Origin of the sequence: Bradyrhizobium tropiciagri (genome assembly GCF_018130505.1) — a bacterium.
Lineage (GTDB): Bacteria > Pseudomonadota > Alphaproteobacteria > Rhizobiales > Xanthobacteraceae > Bradyrhizobium > Bradyrhizobium tropiciagri_B.
Map to the genome: position 1 here is coordinate 106,080 of NZ_JAFCKH010000016.1, position 15,017 is coordinate 121,096.

Annotated in this window: 14 protein-coding genes; 8 read left to right on the plus strand and 6 right to left on the minus strand. The window is 65.0% G+C overall.

Annotated features, from left to right (window positions below):
• Positions 1 to 311: 311 nt before the first annotated feature.
• The 5 genes from JQ633_RS32585 to JQ633_RS32605 all read right to left on the minus strand — a co-directional run bounded on the left by JQ633_RS32585 (position 312) and on the right by JQ633_RS32605 (position 6,404).
• Positions 312 to 1,403 (minus strand): hypothetical protein, encoded by a 1,092-nt coding sequence (locus tag JQ633_RS32585; RefSeq protein WP_211989919.1) that lies wholly within the window; start codon positions 1,401 to 1,403, stop codon positions 312 to 314.
• Positions 1,378 to 2,913 carry an MBOAT family O-acyltransferase gene (locus tag JQ633_RS32590; RefSeq protein WP_211989920.1) on the minus strand — a complete coding sequence of 512 codons (1,536 nt, stop codon included), beginning with the start codon at positions 2,911 to 2,913 and terminating at the stop codon, positions 1,378 to 1,380. The genes JQ633_RS32585 and JQ633_RS32590 overlap by 26 nt, the downstream gene beginning before the upstream one ends.
• 308 nt (positions 2,914 to 3,221) lie before the next feature.
• Positions 3,222 to 4,376, minus strand: a complete 1,155-nt coding sequence (locus JQ633_RS32595; protein ID WP_211989921.1) for a phytanoyl-CoA dioxygenase family protein — start codon at positions 4,374 to 4,376, stop codon at positions 3,222 to 3,224.
• A gap of 88 nt (positions 4,377 to 4,464) precedes the next feature.
• Positions 4,465 to 5,661, minus strand: coding sequence for a UDP-N-acetylglucosamine 2-epimerase (neuC, locus tag JQ633_RS32600; protein WP_211989922.1), 1,197 nt, complete (start codon positions 5,659 to 5,661; stop codon positions 4,465 to 4,467).
• Positions 5,662 to 5,663: 2 nt separating this feature from the next.
• Entirely contained in the window at positions 5,664 to 6,404 is a 741-nt protein-coding gene (locus tag JQ633_RS32605; RefSeq protein WP_211989923.1) for an acylneuraminate cytidylyltransferase family protein, read from the minus strand.
• Positions 6,405 to 6,584: 180 nt separating this feature from the next.
• Between JQ633_RS32605 and neuB the strand changes: the two genes are divergently transcribed.
• Genes neuB through JQ633_RS32645 form a run of 8 tightly spaced genes read left to right on the plus strand, consistent with a single transcriptional unit; the run spans position 6,585 to position 13,509 of the window.
• Positions 6,585 to 7,667: an N-acetylneuraminate synthase gene (neuB, locus tag JQ633_RS32610; RefSeq protein ID WP_211989924.1), complete on the plus strand. Its 1,083-nt coding sequence runs from the start codon at positions 6,585 to 6,587 to the stop codon at positions 7,665 to 7,667.
• Positions 7,664 to 8,296: a NeuD/PglB/VioB family sugar acetyltransferase gene (locus JQ633_RS32615; RefSeq protein WP_211989925.1), complete on the plus strand. Its 633-nt coding sequence runs from the start codon at positions 7,664 to 7,666 to the stop codon at positions 8,294 to 8,296. The genes neuB and JQ633_RS32615 overlap by 4 nt, the downstream gene beginning before the upstream one ends.
• 6 nt (positions 8,297 to 8,302) lie before the next feature.
• On the plus strand, positions 8,303 to 9,343 hold the full coding sequence (locus JQ633_RS32620; RefSeq protein WP_211989926.1) for a nucleotidyltransferase family protein: 1,041 nt from the start codon (positions 8,303 to 8,305) through the stop codon (positions 9,341 to 9,343).
• The gene (locus JQ633_RS32625; RefSeq protein WP_211989927.1) at positions 9,340 to 10,152 is read left to right on the plus strand and encodes an SDR family oxidoreductase; all 813 of its coding nucleotides are present in this window, start codon (positions 9,340 to 9,342) and stop codon (positions 10,150 to 10,152) included. Before JQ633_RS32620 ends, JQ633_RS32625 begins: the two co-directional genes overlap by 4 nt.
• Positions 10,153 to 10,192: 40 nt before the next feature.
• Complete coding sequence (locus tag JQ633_RS32630; RefSeq protein WP_211989928.1) at positions 10,193 to 11,371, plus strand: N-acetyl sugar amidotransferase; 1,179 nt, start codon at positions 10,193 to 10,195, stop codon at positions 11,369 to 11,371.
• A gap of 48 nt (positions 11,372 to 11,419) precedes the next feature.
• Positions 11,420 to 12,058, plus strand: a complete 639-nt coding sequence (hisH, locus tag JQ633_RS32635) for an imidazole glycerol phosphate synthase subunit HisH (protein WP_211989929.1) — start codon at positions 11,420 to 11,422, stop codon at positions 12,056 to 12,058.
• Between the two features lie 4 nt (positions 12,059 to 12,062).
• A complete protein-coding gene (locus JQ633_RS32640; protein ID WP_211989930.1) occupies positions 12,063 to 12,839 on the plus strand; it encodes an imidazole glycerol phosphate synthase cyclase subunit in 777 nt (258 codons plus the stop codon).
• A 4-nt stretch (positions 12,840 to 12,843) separates the two neighbouring features.
• Entirely contained in the window at positions 12,844 to 13,509 is a 666-nt protein-coding gene (locus tag JQ633_RS32645) for a hypothetical protein (RefSeq protein ID WP_211989931.1), read from the plus strand.
• Between the two features lie 60 nt (positions 13,510 to 13,569).
• Here the strand turns inward: JQ633_RS32645 and JQ633_RS32650 are convergent, their stop codons facing one another.
• On the minus strand, positions 13,570 to 14,883 hold the full coding sequence (locus tag JQ633_RS32650; RefSeq protein WP_211989932.1) for an aminotransferase class III-fold pyridoxal phosphate-dependent enzyme: 1,314 nt from the start codon (positions 14,881 to 14,883) through the stop codon (positions 13,570 to 13,572).
• Between the last annotated feature and the right edge of the window lie 134 nt (positions 14,884 to 15,017).

The following is a 15,017-nucleotide window of genomic DNA, read 5'->3' on the forward strand; positions in this document are numbered from 1 at the left end:
TAGTCGAGCATGGGCAGGACGATCTCGCAATAGGACGAGGACCGGCAACTCACCGACAGTGGCACCTCTAAATCACGGTGCGTTTCCAGGGACGCGCAACATGATCTGCTTTGTTCGAGCATGACTTCTCCGGAGAACGGTCTCCGCTCCTCCGGATCACGCTGCAAGCTCGCTGGTCTATACAACCTGCGGCGGCATGCAGGCAACCGGGCGAACGTCGCGAGACAATGGATTCGATCTACCCGAGGGCAGGATGAGGCCAGGGCAGCGTTTCGGGAACTCCGCACAGCCCGGCCGGACCGCGCGCGGGGTTACCCCGATCCGGCCTTGCCGAAGCACTTTTCGCGAGCCTCTCCCGCAAGGATGGCCGACCCTTTTTCGTTCACATGGTCGGTGTTCTGGAACATCGAAAGATCGTCGAACCGATCCCAGAAGCTGACGTAGGGGATTCCATTGGCCCTGGCCACTTCCTGGTAGAACTTGCGGGTTTCGGCGAAACCTGGAATGCGGTCGGCCCGTTCACGATAGAACCGGTCGACCGGGTAGTTGACCAGACATACCTTGGCCCCTCGGGAGACGAGAAAGGCGATCAGGTCGCGATAGATGCGGGCCTCGTCCCGCTCACGGAAATTCGCCGCGGGGGTATGGGTGGTGACCTCGAATTCCATGAGGGCGTTGAACGCGGCCAGCGACTCCTGATCCACCTTCTGCCGGGATGCCGGATCTGCCGCTGTCGCGGCGGCCTTCGTCGCGCCGTCGGCCGCCTGGGTCGGGGCGGCGGGCCTGGCGCCGGCCGGCGAGGCGCCGGGGGATGTTGCCGCCGCGGCCGGGGCAGGTGCCGGCGCATCGTCTGTCTTCGCCTGGTTGATCAGCATGCCGCCGACATGCGCCCAAAGCTGATCGTAGCTCGGCGGCTGCTCCGTGAGCTTGCCCGTCGTCAACAGCCTCAGCCAGTATTGGGACATGAAGCCGCGATGCGTCGGATCAAGGATCCTCAGACGAATGTTGGAGTACGTCTCGGGAACGTAGCTGCCCTGTGCCTCGAGGCGATACTCGGCGAAGGAATGCGGGTCCGCCTGGATGATGACCTGGCCGGGCTTGAGGCTCCGGTAATAGAACCTGACGCGGTCGTTCATTTTGCGGATCGTCGTGGCGCCGGTGCCCAGATTGATGAAATCCCCGGCATTGTAGTCACGCACCGAGTAGACGTGGGAATCTCCGAACGCCGCGTTCGGCTGACTTGAAGAGACGAGACGCGATGCGATCTGCTCAAAATTGTCGTGTGGGGCAACGTAGACGCGGAGCATCCACTCGGATGCGACCGCGAAGGTCACGACAACGGCCGCGACAATGGAGAGGAACAAAAACAGCCAATGCTTAGAACTGAAAGTAGATGAACTCACTTGGCACTCCCGCGTAGATGGTGGCCAGCACCACGAGTCCGACAAGGGCACTGACGACTGCCGACAGCGGCGTCGGGCGGAAGGCCAGCACACGAGCCAGTCTGCTCCGGCCATCGGTTTCGTCGCGAAGCAGGAGCTGCTGCGAATTTGGCAGGATGAACACGAACAGCGTCACCGCGAGCATCCACGCAACCGCGGTCCGGCTTCCGAACGTGACCAGGTCGCCCGTGTGCATATGCAGCGCCTGCATGACGTGCGGGCTGAAAGGACCCAGCATCGCTTGATATCGTTCGGGGAACAGGATGCCGAAGCTTCCGGTCATGGCCTTGAGCATGACCATGGCACCCGTCCAGGATTCCGACCGAAAGAATACCCAGGAGACCAGCACCGCGGGAAACACCAGCAGCGAACACAGCGCCGCGACTGCATCGGCGATGCGCGAGTTCGGCAAGAAGCGGTCCTTCAGGTAGCGGAACGCATGATTGACGATCAGGTAGAGTCCGTGAAGGCCGCCCCAGATCACGAACAGCCAGCTTGCCCCGTGCCACAGGCCGCCCAGCAGCATGACGATCATCAGGTTGACGTATCTGCGGACCGATCCGTCCCGGCTTCCTCCGAGTGGAATGTAGAGATAGTCCCTCAGGAAGCGCGACAGCGTGATGTGCCAGCTGCGCCAGAATTCGATGATGCTGCCGGACTTGTACGGCGAGTCGAAATTGATCGGCAGCCTGACGCCAAACAGCATCGAGAGACCGATGGCGATGTCGCTGTAGCCGGAGAAATCGAAGTAGATCTGGTAGGTGAACGCGAGCGCGGCGCCCCATGCGTCGAAGAAACTGATCGGCTGCGCCATGTTGGCGAGGCGAAAGCCCGGCGCCGCGTAGCTCGCCATGGTGTCGGCGATCATCACCTTCTTGAATAATCCGCAGACGATGTAGGCGAAGCCGGTGGCCACCTCGGCATGGGAGATGCTCCGCAGCCGCTCATTGGTGAACTGCGACATCACCTCCTTGTGGTGAATGATCGGGCCGGCAATCAGGTGCGGGAAATAGGAGACGAACAGCGCATATTTGGGCAGGCCGAGGTCGTCGGTGCGGTTGCGATAGACATCGACCAGGAAGGCGATCTGGATGAACGTGACGAACGAGATGCCGAGCGGGAGCTCGAGGGCAACCGACGGCACCTCGATCTTGAACAGAAAGGCGAGCGTCTGCAGGACGAAGTTGGTGTATTTGAAATAGCCCAGCACCGCGAGATTGGCCGCGATCGCCACGCCCAGCACGAGCTTCGACTTGCTCTTCGAGAGGTGCTGAGCAACGGCATAGTTGCCCGCGATCGAGCCGAACAGCAGGATCAGATATCGCGGCTCCCACGCGCCGTAGAATGTCGCGGAGCAGACGAATAGCCAGATGAACACCCATTGGATGTTGCCGTAGCGGCGGCAGACCAAAAAGCCGATGCAGGTGATTGGGAGAAAGAGCAGCAGAAATTGCAGGGAATTGAAAAGCATTTGGAACCCGCGCCGACCTCTTGAGAGATCACCACGTCCTACCGGGTGATCTCTGACGTGCTTCTATGCCGCGAATGAGCTGCATGCCACAGGCCGGCCAGGATATCGAGGGCACGCGTGGTCAGCGATACGTCAGGGCTCGACCGACCCTCATGATGTCATCTCCCGCCGGCGCGCGATTTTCGGCGCTGCCGGCACATACAACCGGCGGCGTTCGCGCGCCCCCGGCGCATGAGCTCGTACCGGAGGTCGGTCTCGCGCCGGCGCAGGGACGAGGTGCTGATTCGATGTCTGACGGCGATCGGCCGTCAGATTTCAGCCAGGACGATGAACAGGCAGCGCCGCTCGCCGCTATTGACCATACCGCCGCGATGGATGCCGTTGCCGTCGAACAGGATGCAATTGCCGTAGTTGGAGGTGGCGCTGAAATGCCCCTCGCGCAGCCGCGGCACATCCGGGGAATCGTCCACCAGGTCGCCGCCGAAATCGGCCTTCTTGCGCAGGAATGCCGGCAGCGCCATCAGCTTCTTGCGCGTCTCCGGCTTGCGGCTCGAGAAGCCGCTGAAATCGTTGGTCCGGCGTACCATCCCTTCGAACCAGCCGACCTTCGCATTGTGGCTGCCGCGGATGTAGCAGAACGGGCCGCCGTCGGGCCCGATGTCATGCACATAGATCGCGCATTTGAGCATGCCGTAGGTGGCGTCGACGTGCAGATAGCTGCCCCAGGGATCAGTGAGCTGGGTGTCCGGGAACACGCGCCGCCAGAATGCGAGATCCTGGTCGTTGATCTGCGCATTGACGTGCTTCACGCCGACCGGGCGGCCGAGATAGGCGCTCGCGGCCTCGGCGATGCCGTAGCGCTTGAAGATCGCATCGACGGTCGCGAACGCGCCCGGATCGGCCGAGCGGGTGCACCAGAACACGTTGTCGTCGAACTTGCGCTTCTCCGGCGGAAGGTGGGCGCGACGATCGTCGAGCTTGTCGAAGGCGGGCTTGGTCGCAACGCGGATCTGATCGAGCTCGTCGGGCGTCAGATTGAGGCAGACGATGCCGTCGGACTTGATCTTGTTGAGCAGGGCCGGGTTCGCCGGTATGGCCGGACGCCGCGCGCCGGTCAGCGAGCCGATGATGCGGCTGCCCCGGATGCGCGCATACATCGTGATGTAGCGCAGCGCAGTCGAGGCATTGAGGCCGGTGAAGCCTGCCTCCTTGCTCAGCAGCGGCATGTTTTCATAATCGACGATGCGGCGGATCGTGACGAAGGCGAAGGTACGCACGAAAATCTTCAGCGCCTGGAACCGCTCGGCCAATGTGGGCTTCGGCAGCATGCGGCCGTAGGCCGGATGGGCGTCATAGTCGATCTCGGGCAGGACGCTGCCGCGATAGGGCGGGATCGGCAGCTCTCGGATATCGGCTGCACGCGCGGTCGGCGCCGTATCGGAAAGTGAGTCGATTGTCGTCATGTCGGGTCCCCCGGCGGCGCGCGGATCATTTCCAAGGCCGCCCGATCTATACAACCTGCGACGTCGCTGAGGCAACCGGGCCGGTCCGCTAGGACACAGGAACCGTTCCGTTCAGCGTGTCCCCTAAGTCATGGAAATGCTTGGGAAAAGCTGCGCGCAGGTCGATCCCTTGAAGGGTTCCAGCAATGCGCTGCGATGCGCCGCCACGCCCATAGGGCGGGATCAGTGATGGATCGGGCCGGAATCGCCCGGCAAGGATGTCGTCGAGGGCGGCGAGAATGGCCGCCGAATCCGCCGGGCAATCGATGATCGAGGCGGCGCGAAGCCGGCCCTGCTGGCGATCGCCGATGTTGATCGAGGGCGCGCCCACGGCCGGTGCCTCCAGGATGCCGCTCGAGGAGTTGCCGACCACGGCGTCGGTGAGCCGCAGCGCGGCCCAGTAGCGGTCGCTGCCCAGCGAGGTGAACAGATGCGCCCGGTCCGGCCGGCCCGCGACAAAGCTGCGGATGGCATCGTCGATCGCGCGGTAGCCGGGGTCGGCGTTGACGCCGGTGAAGATGAAGCTGCGCTCCTTCACCTCTGCCAGCGCGCCGAGCAGCGCGGCGGTGTTGGTTGCGTCGGCCTGCGGCTGTGCCGTGGTCGGATGCAGCGTGATCAGCAGGAAGCGCTCCGGGCCGCCGATGCCGAGCTGTGCAAACAGTTCGGCGCGGGTGAGGGCGGGCGCGGTCGTCGCGAGGTCGAGGCCCGGCGCGCCGACATTGAAGACGAAGTCGGGGTTTTCGCCCATCTGGATGACGCGGCGCCGGTACGGCTCGGCGGCGACGAAATGCAGGCAGGCCATCTTGGTGATGGCGTGGCGGATGGCGTCGTCGAAGGCGCCGGCGGTGACCTCGCCGCCGTGGATATGCGCGATCGGGATGTTGAGCAGCGTTGCCGCGACCGCGGCGGCGAGGATCTCGTAGCGGTCGCCCAGCACGACGAGGATTTCGGGCTCGAGCTGCGCAAGCACGTCGGCAAAGCCCGAGACGCCGATGCCGGTGCCGCGGGCCACCGTCTCGGCGCGGTCGTCGTCGAGCTTGAGGTCGATCTTCGCGACGAGCGGAAAGCCGTCGGCCTCGATTGCGCGCCAGGTCTCGCCGAATCGCGGTACCAGATGCATGCCGCAGGCGATCACGCTGAGCGCGACATCATCGGCGGCCTTGAGCCGGGTCAGGATCCCCCGCAGCAATCCGTAGTCGGCCCGCGATCCGGTGACAACGGCGATGCGGCGGGGCGCTGCGGTCATCGTCAGGTCCGCCACGGCGAGGCGTCGAGCATGCCGTGTTCGATCACGTAGGACGCGTAGGCGAGGTCGGCCGCGCTCTCGATCTCGATCGAGTGCAGGCGGTCCATCATGATGCCGTAGCTCGCGGCAGGATCGGCGTAGATCTTGCGGTGCTTGCGCATGGCGTCCCAGCCGACGAGGTAGAGCGCGCCGTTCATCGTCACTTCCGGCGCCTGGTCCTGCCGCCGCTGCGCCGGCGTCCTCAGCATCTTGTCGACGATGCCGCCGATCGAGCCGTCCGCGCCGAGCGTGCCGACGAAGATCGAGGCGACCTCGGTCTCGCGCATGCCGACCACGAGGCTCGCCTTGCGCGCCATGAACAATTCGACCGCCTCGTCGAAATGTTCCGGCCGTGCGAACGGCGACGACGGCTCCAGCAGCATGATCGCGTCGTAGCGCCGTCCTTCATTGGCCTCGATCCAGTCCATGGCATGAAGTACCACGTCGTTGGAGGAGGCGGTGTCGGTCGCAAGCTCGGCGGGCCGCTCGAACAGCATCTCGGCGCCGTGGCGGACCGCCTCGGCGCGAATCGCCTCGCTGTCGCTGGAGACGATCAGGCGGCTGCAATAGCGCGATTGCCGCGCCGCCCTGGCCTTGTAGCCGGTCAGGCTTAGGCCGCCGATCTCGCGCAGGTTCTTGCCCGGCAATCCCTTCGATCCGCCGCGGCCCACCAGAAGAAACAAGATCTGCGCCGTATCAGCCATTTGCTCGACAGCCCCATGCGTTGTGCCCGGAAAACAGGCGCAAATTCCACCTTGGTCAGGAGGCTGTGGAACATCATGCAAGCCGCCCGCTCGCGTTGCTTTTACCAGTGTACTCGACTAAGACAACCGCTTGATTGGAGGGTGATTTCGGTTACCCACCGTGTCCCCGACGAAACCCTGATGCAGCGCCGAACCCTGATCATTGCCGAGGCTGGTGTAAACCACAACGGAGACCCGGCGCGGGCGCTGGCGCTCGTGGAGGCGGCTGCGCGGGCCGGGGCCGACGTCGTCAAGTTTCAATCCTTCCGCGCCGACAAGTTGGCGACCAGCGCGGCCGCGAAGGCGAGCTATCAGCAGGCCACGACCGGAAACCAGCAGTCGCAGCTCGAGATGCTGCGCGCGCTCGAGCTCAGCGGCGACGACGAGGAGCGCATCGCCGCGGCCTGCGCCGCCGCCGGCATCACCTATATGTCGACCCCGTTCGACGCCGACAGCGCCACCCATCTGGTCCGGCGGATCGGCGTCTCGACGTTGAAGGTCGGCTCCGGCGATCTCACCAACGCGCCGCTGTTGCTGCATCTGGCACGCTTCAAGCTGCCGATCATCCTGTCGACCGGCATGGCGACGCTTGCCGAGGTCGAGCAGGCGCTCGGCGTCATCGCCTTCGGCTATCTCGGCGATGCGGGCGCTAATCCCACGCCGGCCGATCTCGCGAGGATCCTGCTGGATCGCCCGGCCTGGGGTGAACTGCGCGCCAAGGTCACGCTGCTGCATTGCACGACCGAATATCCGGCCGATCCGCAATCGATTAATCTGCGTGCGATGGCGACGCTGCGCGATGCGTTCGGCCTCGCGGTCGGTTTCTCCGACCACAGCCGCGGCATTCACATCGCCGCTGCGGCGGTGGCGCTCGGCGCGACCGTGATCGAGAAGCACATGACGCTCGACCGCAATCTGCCGGGGCCCGATCACCGCGCCTCGATCGAGCCGGACGAGATGGCGGCGATGATCGCCTCGATCCGCGATATCGAGCTGGCGCTCGGCGACGGCCGCAAGGTGCCGGCGCCGGAAGAGGTGCCGAACCGCAGCGTGGCGCGCAGGAGTCTCGTCGCCATCAGGCCGATCAGGAGCGGCGAGCGCTTCACCGAGGACAATCTCGGCGTCAAGCGGCCCGGCGACGGTGTTTCGCCGATCGAATACTGGAACTATCTCGGCAGGACCGCCCCGCGCGATTACGCCGCCAACGAGGCGCTTGAGCCATGAGCGTGATCGTGCTCTGCGCCGGCGGCCATGCCAAGGTCGTCATCGAGGCGTTGCTGAGCCGTGGCATACGGCCGGCCGCGGTGACTGACCGTGACGCGGCGCGCATCGGCGCCACCGTCGGCGGCATTCCGATCACCGGGCCGGACGACGATATTTTGAAGATGGACGCCGCATCGGTCGAGCTTGCCAATGGTCTCGGCAACCGCGCCTCGCGTTCGGACGCGGGACTGGCCGGCCGCCGTGCGCTGTTTGGCCGTTTCGCCGCGCTGGGCTACAGGTTTCCGGTGATCGCGCACGCATCCGCGGTGATCGCCTCGGACGCCGTGCTCGGCGACGGCGCGCAGGTGATGGCTGGTGGCGTGATCCAGCCGGCGGCGCGGGTCGGCCGCAACGTGCTGGTGAATACGCGCGCGGTGGTGGAGCATGACTGCGTGGTCGGCGATCACGCGCATATCGCGCCGGGGGCGATCCTTTGCGGCGGCGTTTCGGTCGGCGAGGGCGCGCATATCGGCGCGGGGGCAGTGGTTTTGGTGGGTGTCAGCGTCGGAGCGGGAGCGATCGTTGCCGCCGGCGCCGTTGTTGCAAGGAACGTCGAGGCCGGCGGATTCGCCGGCGGCGGCCGGGACTAGGTTATTATGAACGAGATATTTGTTGTCAGTGAAAAAACCCCTTTGATCGAGACGCTGCGACGGATCGATCAGGGACAATTGCAGCTCGCCGTGGTGGAGCGCGACGGCAAGATCGTCGGCACCGTGACGGACGGCGACGTGCGGCGCGCGCTGCTCAGCGGCGTCAGCCTCGACGCGTCGGTCGATCTCGTCATGAACCGCAACCCGATCACCGCGCCGGTCGGCATCTCCAATGCCGCTGCGCTCAATATGATGCGCAAGCGTTCGATCCATCAGCTGCCGGTCGTCGATTCCGATGGCCAGGTGGTCGAGATCAAGCTGATCGACGACCTTGCGCTGGCGCAGCAATCCGATCACTGGGTGGTCCTGATGGCCGGCGGCCTCGGCTCGCGGCTGAAACCGCTGACCGACGACCTTCCCAAGCCGCTGATCCGCGTCGGCGACAAGCCGATCCTGGAGACCGTGCTGGGCGGCTTCATCAAGGCCGGCTTCGGCAAGTTCTTCATCTCGGTCAACTACAAGGCCGAGATGATCCGTGAGTATTTCGGCGACGGCTCGGCCTGGGGCGTCGAGATCAGCTATCTGCAGGAGAACGAGCGGCTCGGCACTGCCGGCGCGCTGTCGCTCCTGCCGGAGCGCCCGAAGCGGGCGTTCTTCGTGATGAACGGCGACCTGCTGACGACGGTGAATTTCGAGCAGCTGCTGAAATATCATCACCAGCATCAGGCGTTCTCCACCGTCTGCGTCCGCGAGCATTCCGTGACAGTGCCGTTCGGCGTGATCGATTTCGACGATCACCGCCTGGTCGGCATCCGCGAGAAGCCGACGCAGAAATTCTTCGTCAATGCCGGCGTCTATCTGCTCGATCCGGGCGTGCTGGATCATCTCAATGGCAACGAGGCGGTCGACATGCCGACGCTGATCGAGCGGACCATCGCCGACGGCAAGCAGTCGGTGGTGTTCCCGTTGCGTGAATACTGGATCGATGTCGGCCGTCTCGATGACCTGCAGCGCGCCTCCGACGAGTTCCAGAGGATCTTTGGATGAGCACCGAGCGCTCCCTGCGTGAAATGATGTCGCTCGGCGGGCGCGTCGCGCTCGTCACCGGCGGTGCCGGCCATATCGGCCGCGCGATTGCCGACGGCCTCGCCGAACTCGGCGCCAACATCGCGCTGGTCGATATCGCCGCGTCCGCCGGCGCGGATGCTGCCGCCAAGCTGACCGAGCGCTGGTCGGTCAGCGCCGAGGCCTTTGCATGCGATTTCGAGCAGGCCGATGCGGTGCGGAACCTGCCGCGGCGGGTGCGCGAAAAATTCGGCCGCATCGACGTCATCGTCAACTGTGCCGCCTTCGTCGGCACCAGCGGGCTCGAGGGCTGGGCCGTGCCGTTTGCGCAGCAGTCCGATACCACCTGGCGGCGGGCGCTCGAGGTCAACCTGACCGCGCCGTTCGTCCTGGTGCAGGCCGCCGCCGAGGATCTGGCGGCGTCCGGGCATGGCAGCGTGATCAATATTTCCTCGATCTATGGGCTCGCCGGCCCGGATTGGCGGCTCTATGAGGGGACCAGCCTCGGCAATCCCGCGGCTTACGCGGCCAGCAAGGGCGGCCTGCTGCAGATGACCCGCTGGCTCGCTACCACGCTGGCGCCGCGGGTCCGGGTCAATGCGGTTGCGCCGGGCGGCGTGTTCCGGGCGACGCCGGAGCCGTTCCTCAGTCGTTACGTGGCCCGCACCCCGCTCGGCCGGATGGCGACGGAGGACGACATGAAGGGCGCGGTAGCCTATCTGGCGAGCGATCTGTCGGCCTACGTCACCGGCCAGTGCATTGCGGTCGACGGGGGCTGGACGGCGTGGTAAGCCCGTCGACAAAATCCATGCAATTGCGGGAATCTCTAAAATGTTGAGCTGTAGCAAGTGCTTATTGCCGGAAACGGCGGAAGCGACGTCGTTCGATGACGAAGGTTCATGCAGCGTCTGCCGCCAGATTGAGGTCCGTGACACCCAGATCGACTGGGACGACCGTCACAAGCAGATGCAGGAACTGGTCGCGCAATATCGCGACAAGGGCCTGTACGATTGCATCGTGCCGTATTCCGGCGGCAAGGACAGCGTTTTCCAGCTCTGGTACGTCGTCAAGAAGCTCGGCCTGAAGCCGCTGGTGGTGCGCTTCGACCACTGGTTCTACCGGCCGCTGGTCGAGGAGAACAACACCTCGGTGTTCAAGCAACTCGGCGTCGACGTTCTCAACTTCACGCCGAACTGGCACGTGGTGCGCGAGCTGATGCTGGAATCGCTGAAGCGCCGCGGCGACTTCTGCTGGCACTGCCACACCGGCATCTACGCCCACACCATGCAGATCGCGATCCGCTACGAGACGCCGCTGCTGTTCTGGGGCGAGAGCCTCGCCGAATACCAGTCGTTCTATTCTTATGACGAGATGGAAGAGGTCGACGAGAAGCGCTTCAACCGCGCCATGAATCTCGGCATCACCGCCGACGACATGTACGAATTCCTCGGCGGCCGCGTCGCCAAGCGCGACCTCTATCCGTTCGTCTATCCGCCGCGCAAGGAGCTGATGCGGATCAAGTGCCGCTCGATCTGCCTCGGCAGCTACATCAAGTGGGACACCAAGAAGCACGTCGAGATCATCAAGAGGGAGCTCGGCTGGAAGGGCCAGGAGGTCGAGGGCATTCCGCCGGAATACGACTACGAGAAGATCGAGTGCTTCTTCCAGGGTGTCCGTGATTACCTGAAGTACATCAAGCGCGGCATGGGCCGGACCAACCACCTCGCCAACGTCGACATCCGCAACAAGCGCATGACCCGCGAGCAGGGCGAGGCCCTGGTGCGCGAATTCGACGGCAAGCGGCCGCCGAGCCTCGATCTGTTCCTCGACTATCTGCAGCTCACCGAGGAGCAGTTCCTCGGCATCGCGATCAAGCACGAGGTCAGCCCGTGGCAGTTCTCGCCGAACCAGGTCGAGCCGGGCCGCAAGATGCCCGACATGGACCAATGGGATCGCACCTCGGTGCCGTGGCCGAACCATCCGGGCGTCGAGATCGGCGGCAAGGGTTAGTCGGGGTTTGATCGGACCGCGCCGGGCCGGCGCGGCGGGAGCGGGGCGATGTCACACGTTGCGATCGTCGATTACGGCATCAACAATGTTCGCTCGGTGCGCAACGCCGTCGAATATTGCGGCTTCGATCCCGTCGTCACCCATGACGAGGACGCGATCGCCGACGCCTCGCACGTGATCCTGCCCGGCGTCGGCGCGTTCGGCGACGCCATGACCAACATCCGCGCTCGCGGCATCGATGCGATGCTGGAGCGCCACGTCCGCGAGAAGGGCAAGCCCTTCCTCGCGGTCTGCCTCGGCATGCAGCTGCTCGCCAAGACCTCCGAGGAGCATGCTGACGACAACGTCGCGCATCGCGGGCTCGGCTGGTTCGACGCCGACGTGCTGCGGCTGATGCCCAACGATCCCGCGCTGAAGATCCCGCATATGGGCTGGAACATGGTGGCGAAGGAGCGCAGCCATCCGATCCTGGCCGGGATTCGCGAGAGCAACCTCGCGTTCTATTTCGTGCATTCCTTCGCCATGCGCTGCAACGTCGAGAGCGACGTGGTCGGCTACGCCCAGTATGGCCAGTCCGTCACTGCGATCATCGCGCGCGACAACGTCGTGGCGACCCAGTTCCATCCCGAGAAGAGCCAGGACAGCGGCATCGAGCTGGTAAGCAATTTCCTCCGCTGGAATCCTTGAAGCGATGCTGAAAAAGAGACTGATCCCGAAATTCCTGCTGCGTGATGGCAGGCTGGTGAAATACGTCCGCTTCTTCGAGAACGAGCGCGCCGCCGGCAATCCGGTGACGACGGCCAAGGTCTACAACGATTACGGCGTCGACGAGCTGATCGTGCTCGACATCGTGCCGAGCGCTGCCTCGCGCAGCCGCGTCGTCGAGATCATCGAGCGGATGTCGGAAGAGATCTTCATGCCCTTCACGGTCGGCGGCGGCGTCAAGACGCTCGAGGACGTCAACATGCTGCTGCGCGCCGGCGCCGACAAGGTCTCGGTCAATTCGGAGGCGGTGCGACGGCCGGAGTTCCTGCGCGAGGCGGCGCGGACGTTCGGCGACCAGTGCATGACGGTCTCGATCGACTACAAGCGGATCAGCCCCGATCAGGCCAGCGTGTTCATCGACGGCGGCCGTGAGCAGGTCGCGCTCGACCCGGTCGAATGGGCGCGGCGCTGCGAGGACCTGCATTGCGGCGAGGTGCTGCTCGGCTCGATCGACCGCGACGGCACCATGTCGGGCTATGACCTCGACATGATCCACGCCGTCTCGCGCGCGCTGAGCGTGCCGCTGATCGTCTCCGGCGGCTGCGGCTCGCTGCAGCATGCGATCGACGCGCTGGAGGCCGGCGCCTCCGCGGTCGCGATCTCGTCGATGTTCCTGTTCACCGACCACAGCCCGATCAAGCTGCGCAGCCATCTGGCCTCGCGCGGCCTCGACGTTCGCTCCAGCTCCTCCAGCAGGAACTAGCACCGTGCAGCTCTCGCTTGGCCGCAATGAACTCGCGCTCTATGTGCAGAGGCAGTTCGAGACCTTCTTCCCCGACGGCGCCGACCTCGGCGACCTGCCGGCCTTCGTCGACAAGGCGCTCGGCCGCATCGAGCATTGTTTTTCGCGGGTCCGGCTCAAGGGCTTCACTGCGAACGGCGAGGCGAGGTTCTCGCACTGGCACTGCGACCAGTATGCGATCTTCCTGTATTATCTCGCCAACACTGCCTTCCGTGAAAAGCCCGGCCATCCGATCGCCGACAAGGCCTATGCGCTGAACAAGGCGCTGCATGCGCTCGATGCGTTCTACGAGGTCGAACTGCCCGACGTGTTCGCGGTCCAGCATCCGGTCGGCACCGTGCTCGGCCGCGCCAGCTATTCGGATTATTTCATCTGCTATCACAACTGCACGGTCGGCGCGAACCTCGAGAACGACTATCCGTCGTTCGGCTGCGGCATCGTGATGTATGGCGGCAGCCGGATCATCGGCAAGACGGCGGTCGGCGACAACAGCTTCGTCTCGACCGGCGCGATCGTCATCGACGGCGGCACGCTGGCCGCCGACAGCGTGCTGCACGGCATCTATCCCAACGCGCGCCGCTCGGCGACGTCGCGTAACGTGGTGCGCGACATCTTCGGGGTCACGAGCTAGCCTAGTCTTGATGCGCCTTCCTGCCGCGAAGCGATGGCCGCTGCGCCGAAAAACGCCCGCTCAGGTCAGCCGCTTGAAGCCGGAATGCGCGACCGGGCCGCGCAGCAGCTGCTTGATCGCCTTCTGGTCGACCGCGGCGCGCAGCTCGCGGAACACCTCGTTCACGGCTTCCAGATAGCGGTCGACATGGGCATCGGTGTGCGCCCACATCGCATAGAAAGAGCCGGTGGCGAAGATGCCGCGGTCGAGCATCATCTGGGTGAACAGCGTGCGGGTTTCCTGCGCCTCGGGCAGCTCGAACGCAAAGTGGCCGAGCGGCGAGATGCCGGAGATATGCACCGGCAGGCCGGTGGCCTGCGCTGCTTCCGCCCAGCCCTTCTGGACGCGGCTGCCGATCCGCATCAGGTGCCTTGCGACATTCTGCTCGCGATGCTTGCGCAGCGTGGCGAGCGCCGCGACCGGGCCGACGCGCTCGGTCCAGGCGGTCGAACTGACGAAGGTCTCCTGCGCGGCATCCATCACCGAGGCGCGGCCGACGATCGCGGCCATCGGAAAGCCGTTGGCGATCGCCTTGGCGAACACCGCGATATCAGGGTCGACGCCATAGGCGAGATGCGCGCCGCCGGAATTGATGCGGAAGCCCGAGGTCACCTCGTCGAAGATCAGCGCCGCGCCGCAGCGGTCGGCGAGGGCGCGGATGCCCTGGATGAAGGCCGGCTCTGGCTCGCTCGAGCGCACCGGCTCCATCACGATCGCGGCGAGCCGCTCGCCGTGCTCGGCGACGATCGCCTCGATCTCGTCGAGCTTGTTGAAGTGGAACGGCTGCATCAGCCCGGCGAGGCCGCGCGGCACGCCCTTGGTGTCGAGGCCAGGCAGCAGATGGCCGTCGAGCGCGGTGGTGGCGCCGAGATTGGCGCTGAGATACCAGTCGTGCCAGCCGTGATAGCCGCAGAACGCCACCATGTCGCGGCCGGTCGCGGCGCGCGCGATCCGGACGGCGATCGCCATCGCCTCGCCGCCGGCGCGGCCGAAGCGCACCATGTCCGCCCACGGGTGCAGTTCGACCAAAAGCTCGGCAAGCTCGATATCCTCGGCGCAGTTCAGCGTCGACATCGAGCCCATGTCGATCGCGGACTTCACCGCCGCATCGACGTCCGGATCGGCAAAGCCCAGGATGGTGGCGCCGATCCCGCAATAGCTCATGTCGAGATAGGTCTTGCCGTCGAGATCGGTGACCTCGGCGCCCTTGGCCGACTTGAAATAGCTCGGCCATTGCTCGGGAAGGAACATTTCCGGCCGCTTGGAGAGCAGCTGCGTTCCGCCAGGGATCACCTTGCGGGCGCGCCGGTAAAGTGCCTGTCCTGTTCCCGACATCAAATCAAATCCTTCCCCGAAAACCTTCGGCTGAATACCCCATGGGCCGGTTCCGGGCAAGGCTGTCCGCCCGCGCGCCTCGGCTTGCAATCGCCGCACAGGACTGCGACAGACACCGGGCCAAGGGGCGGGGG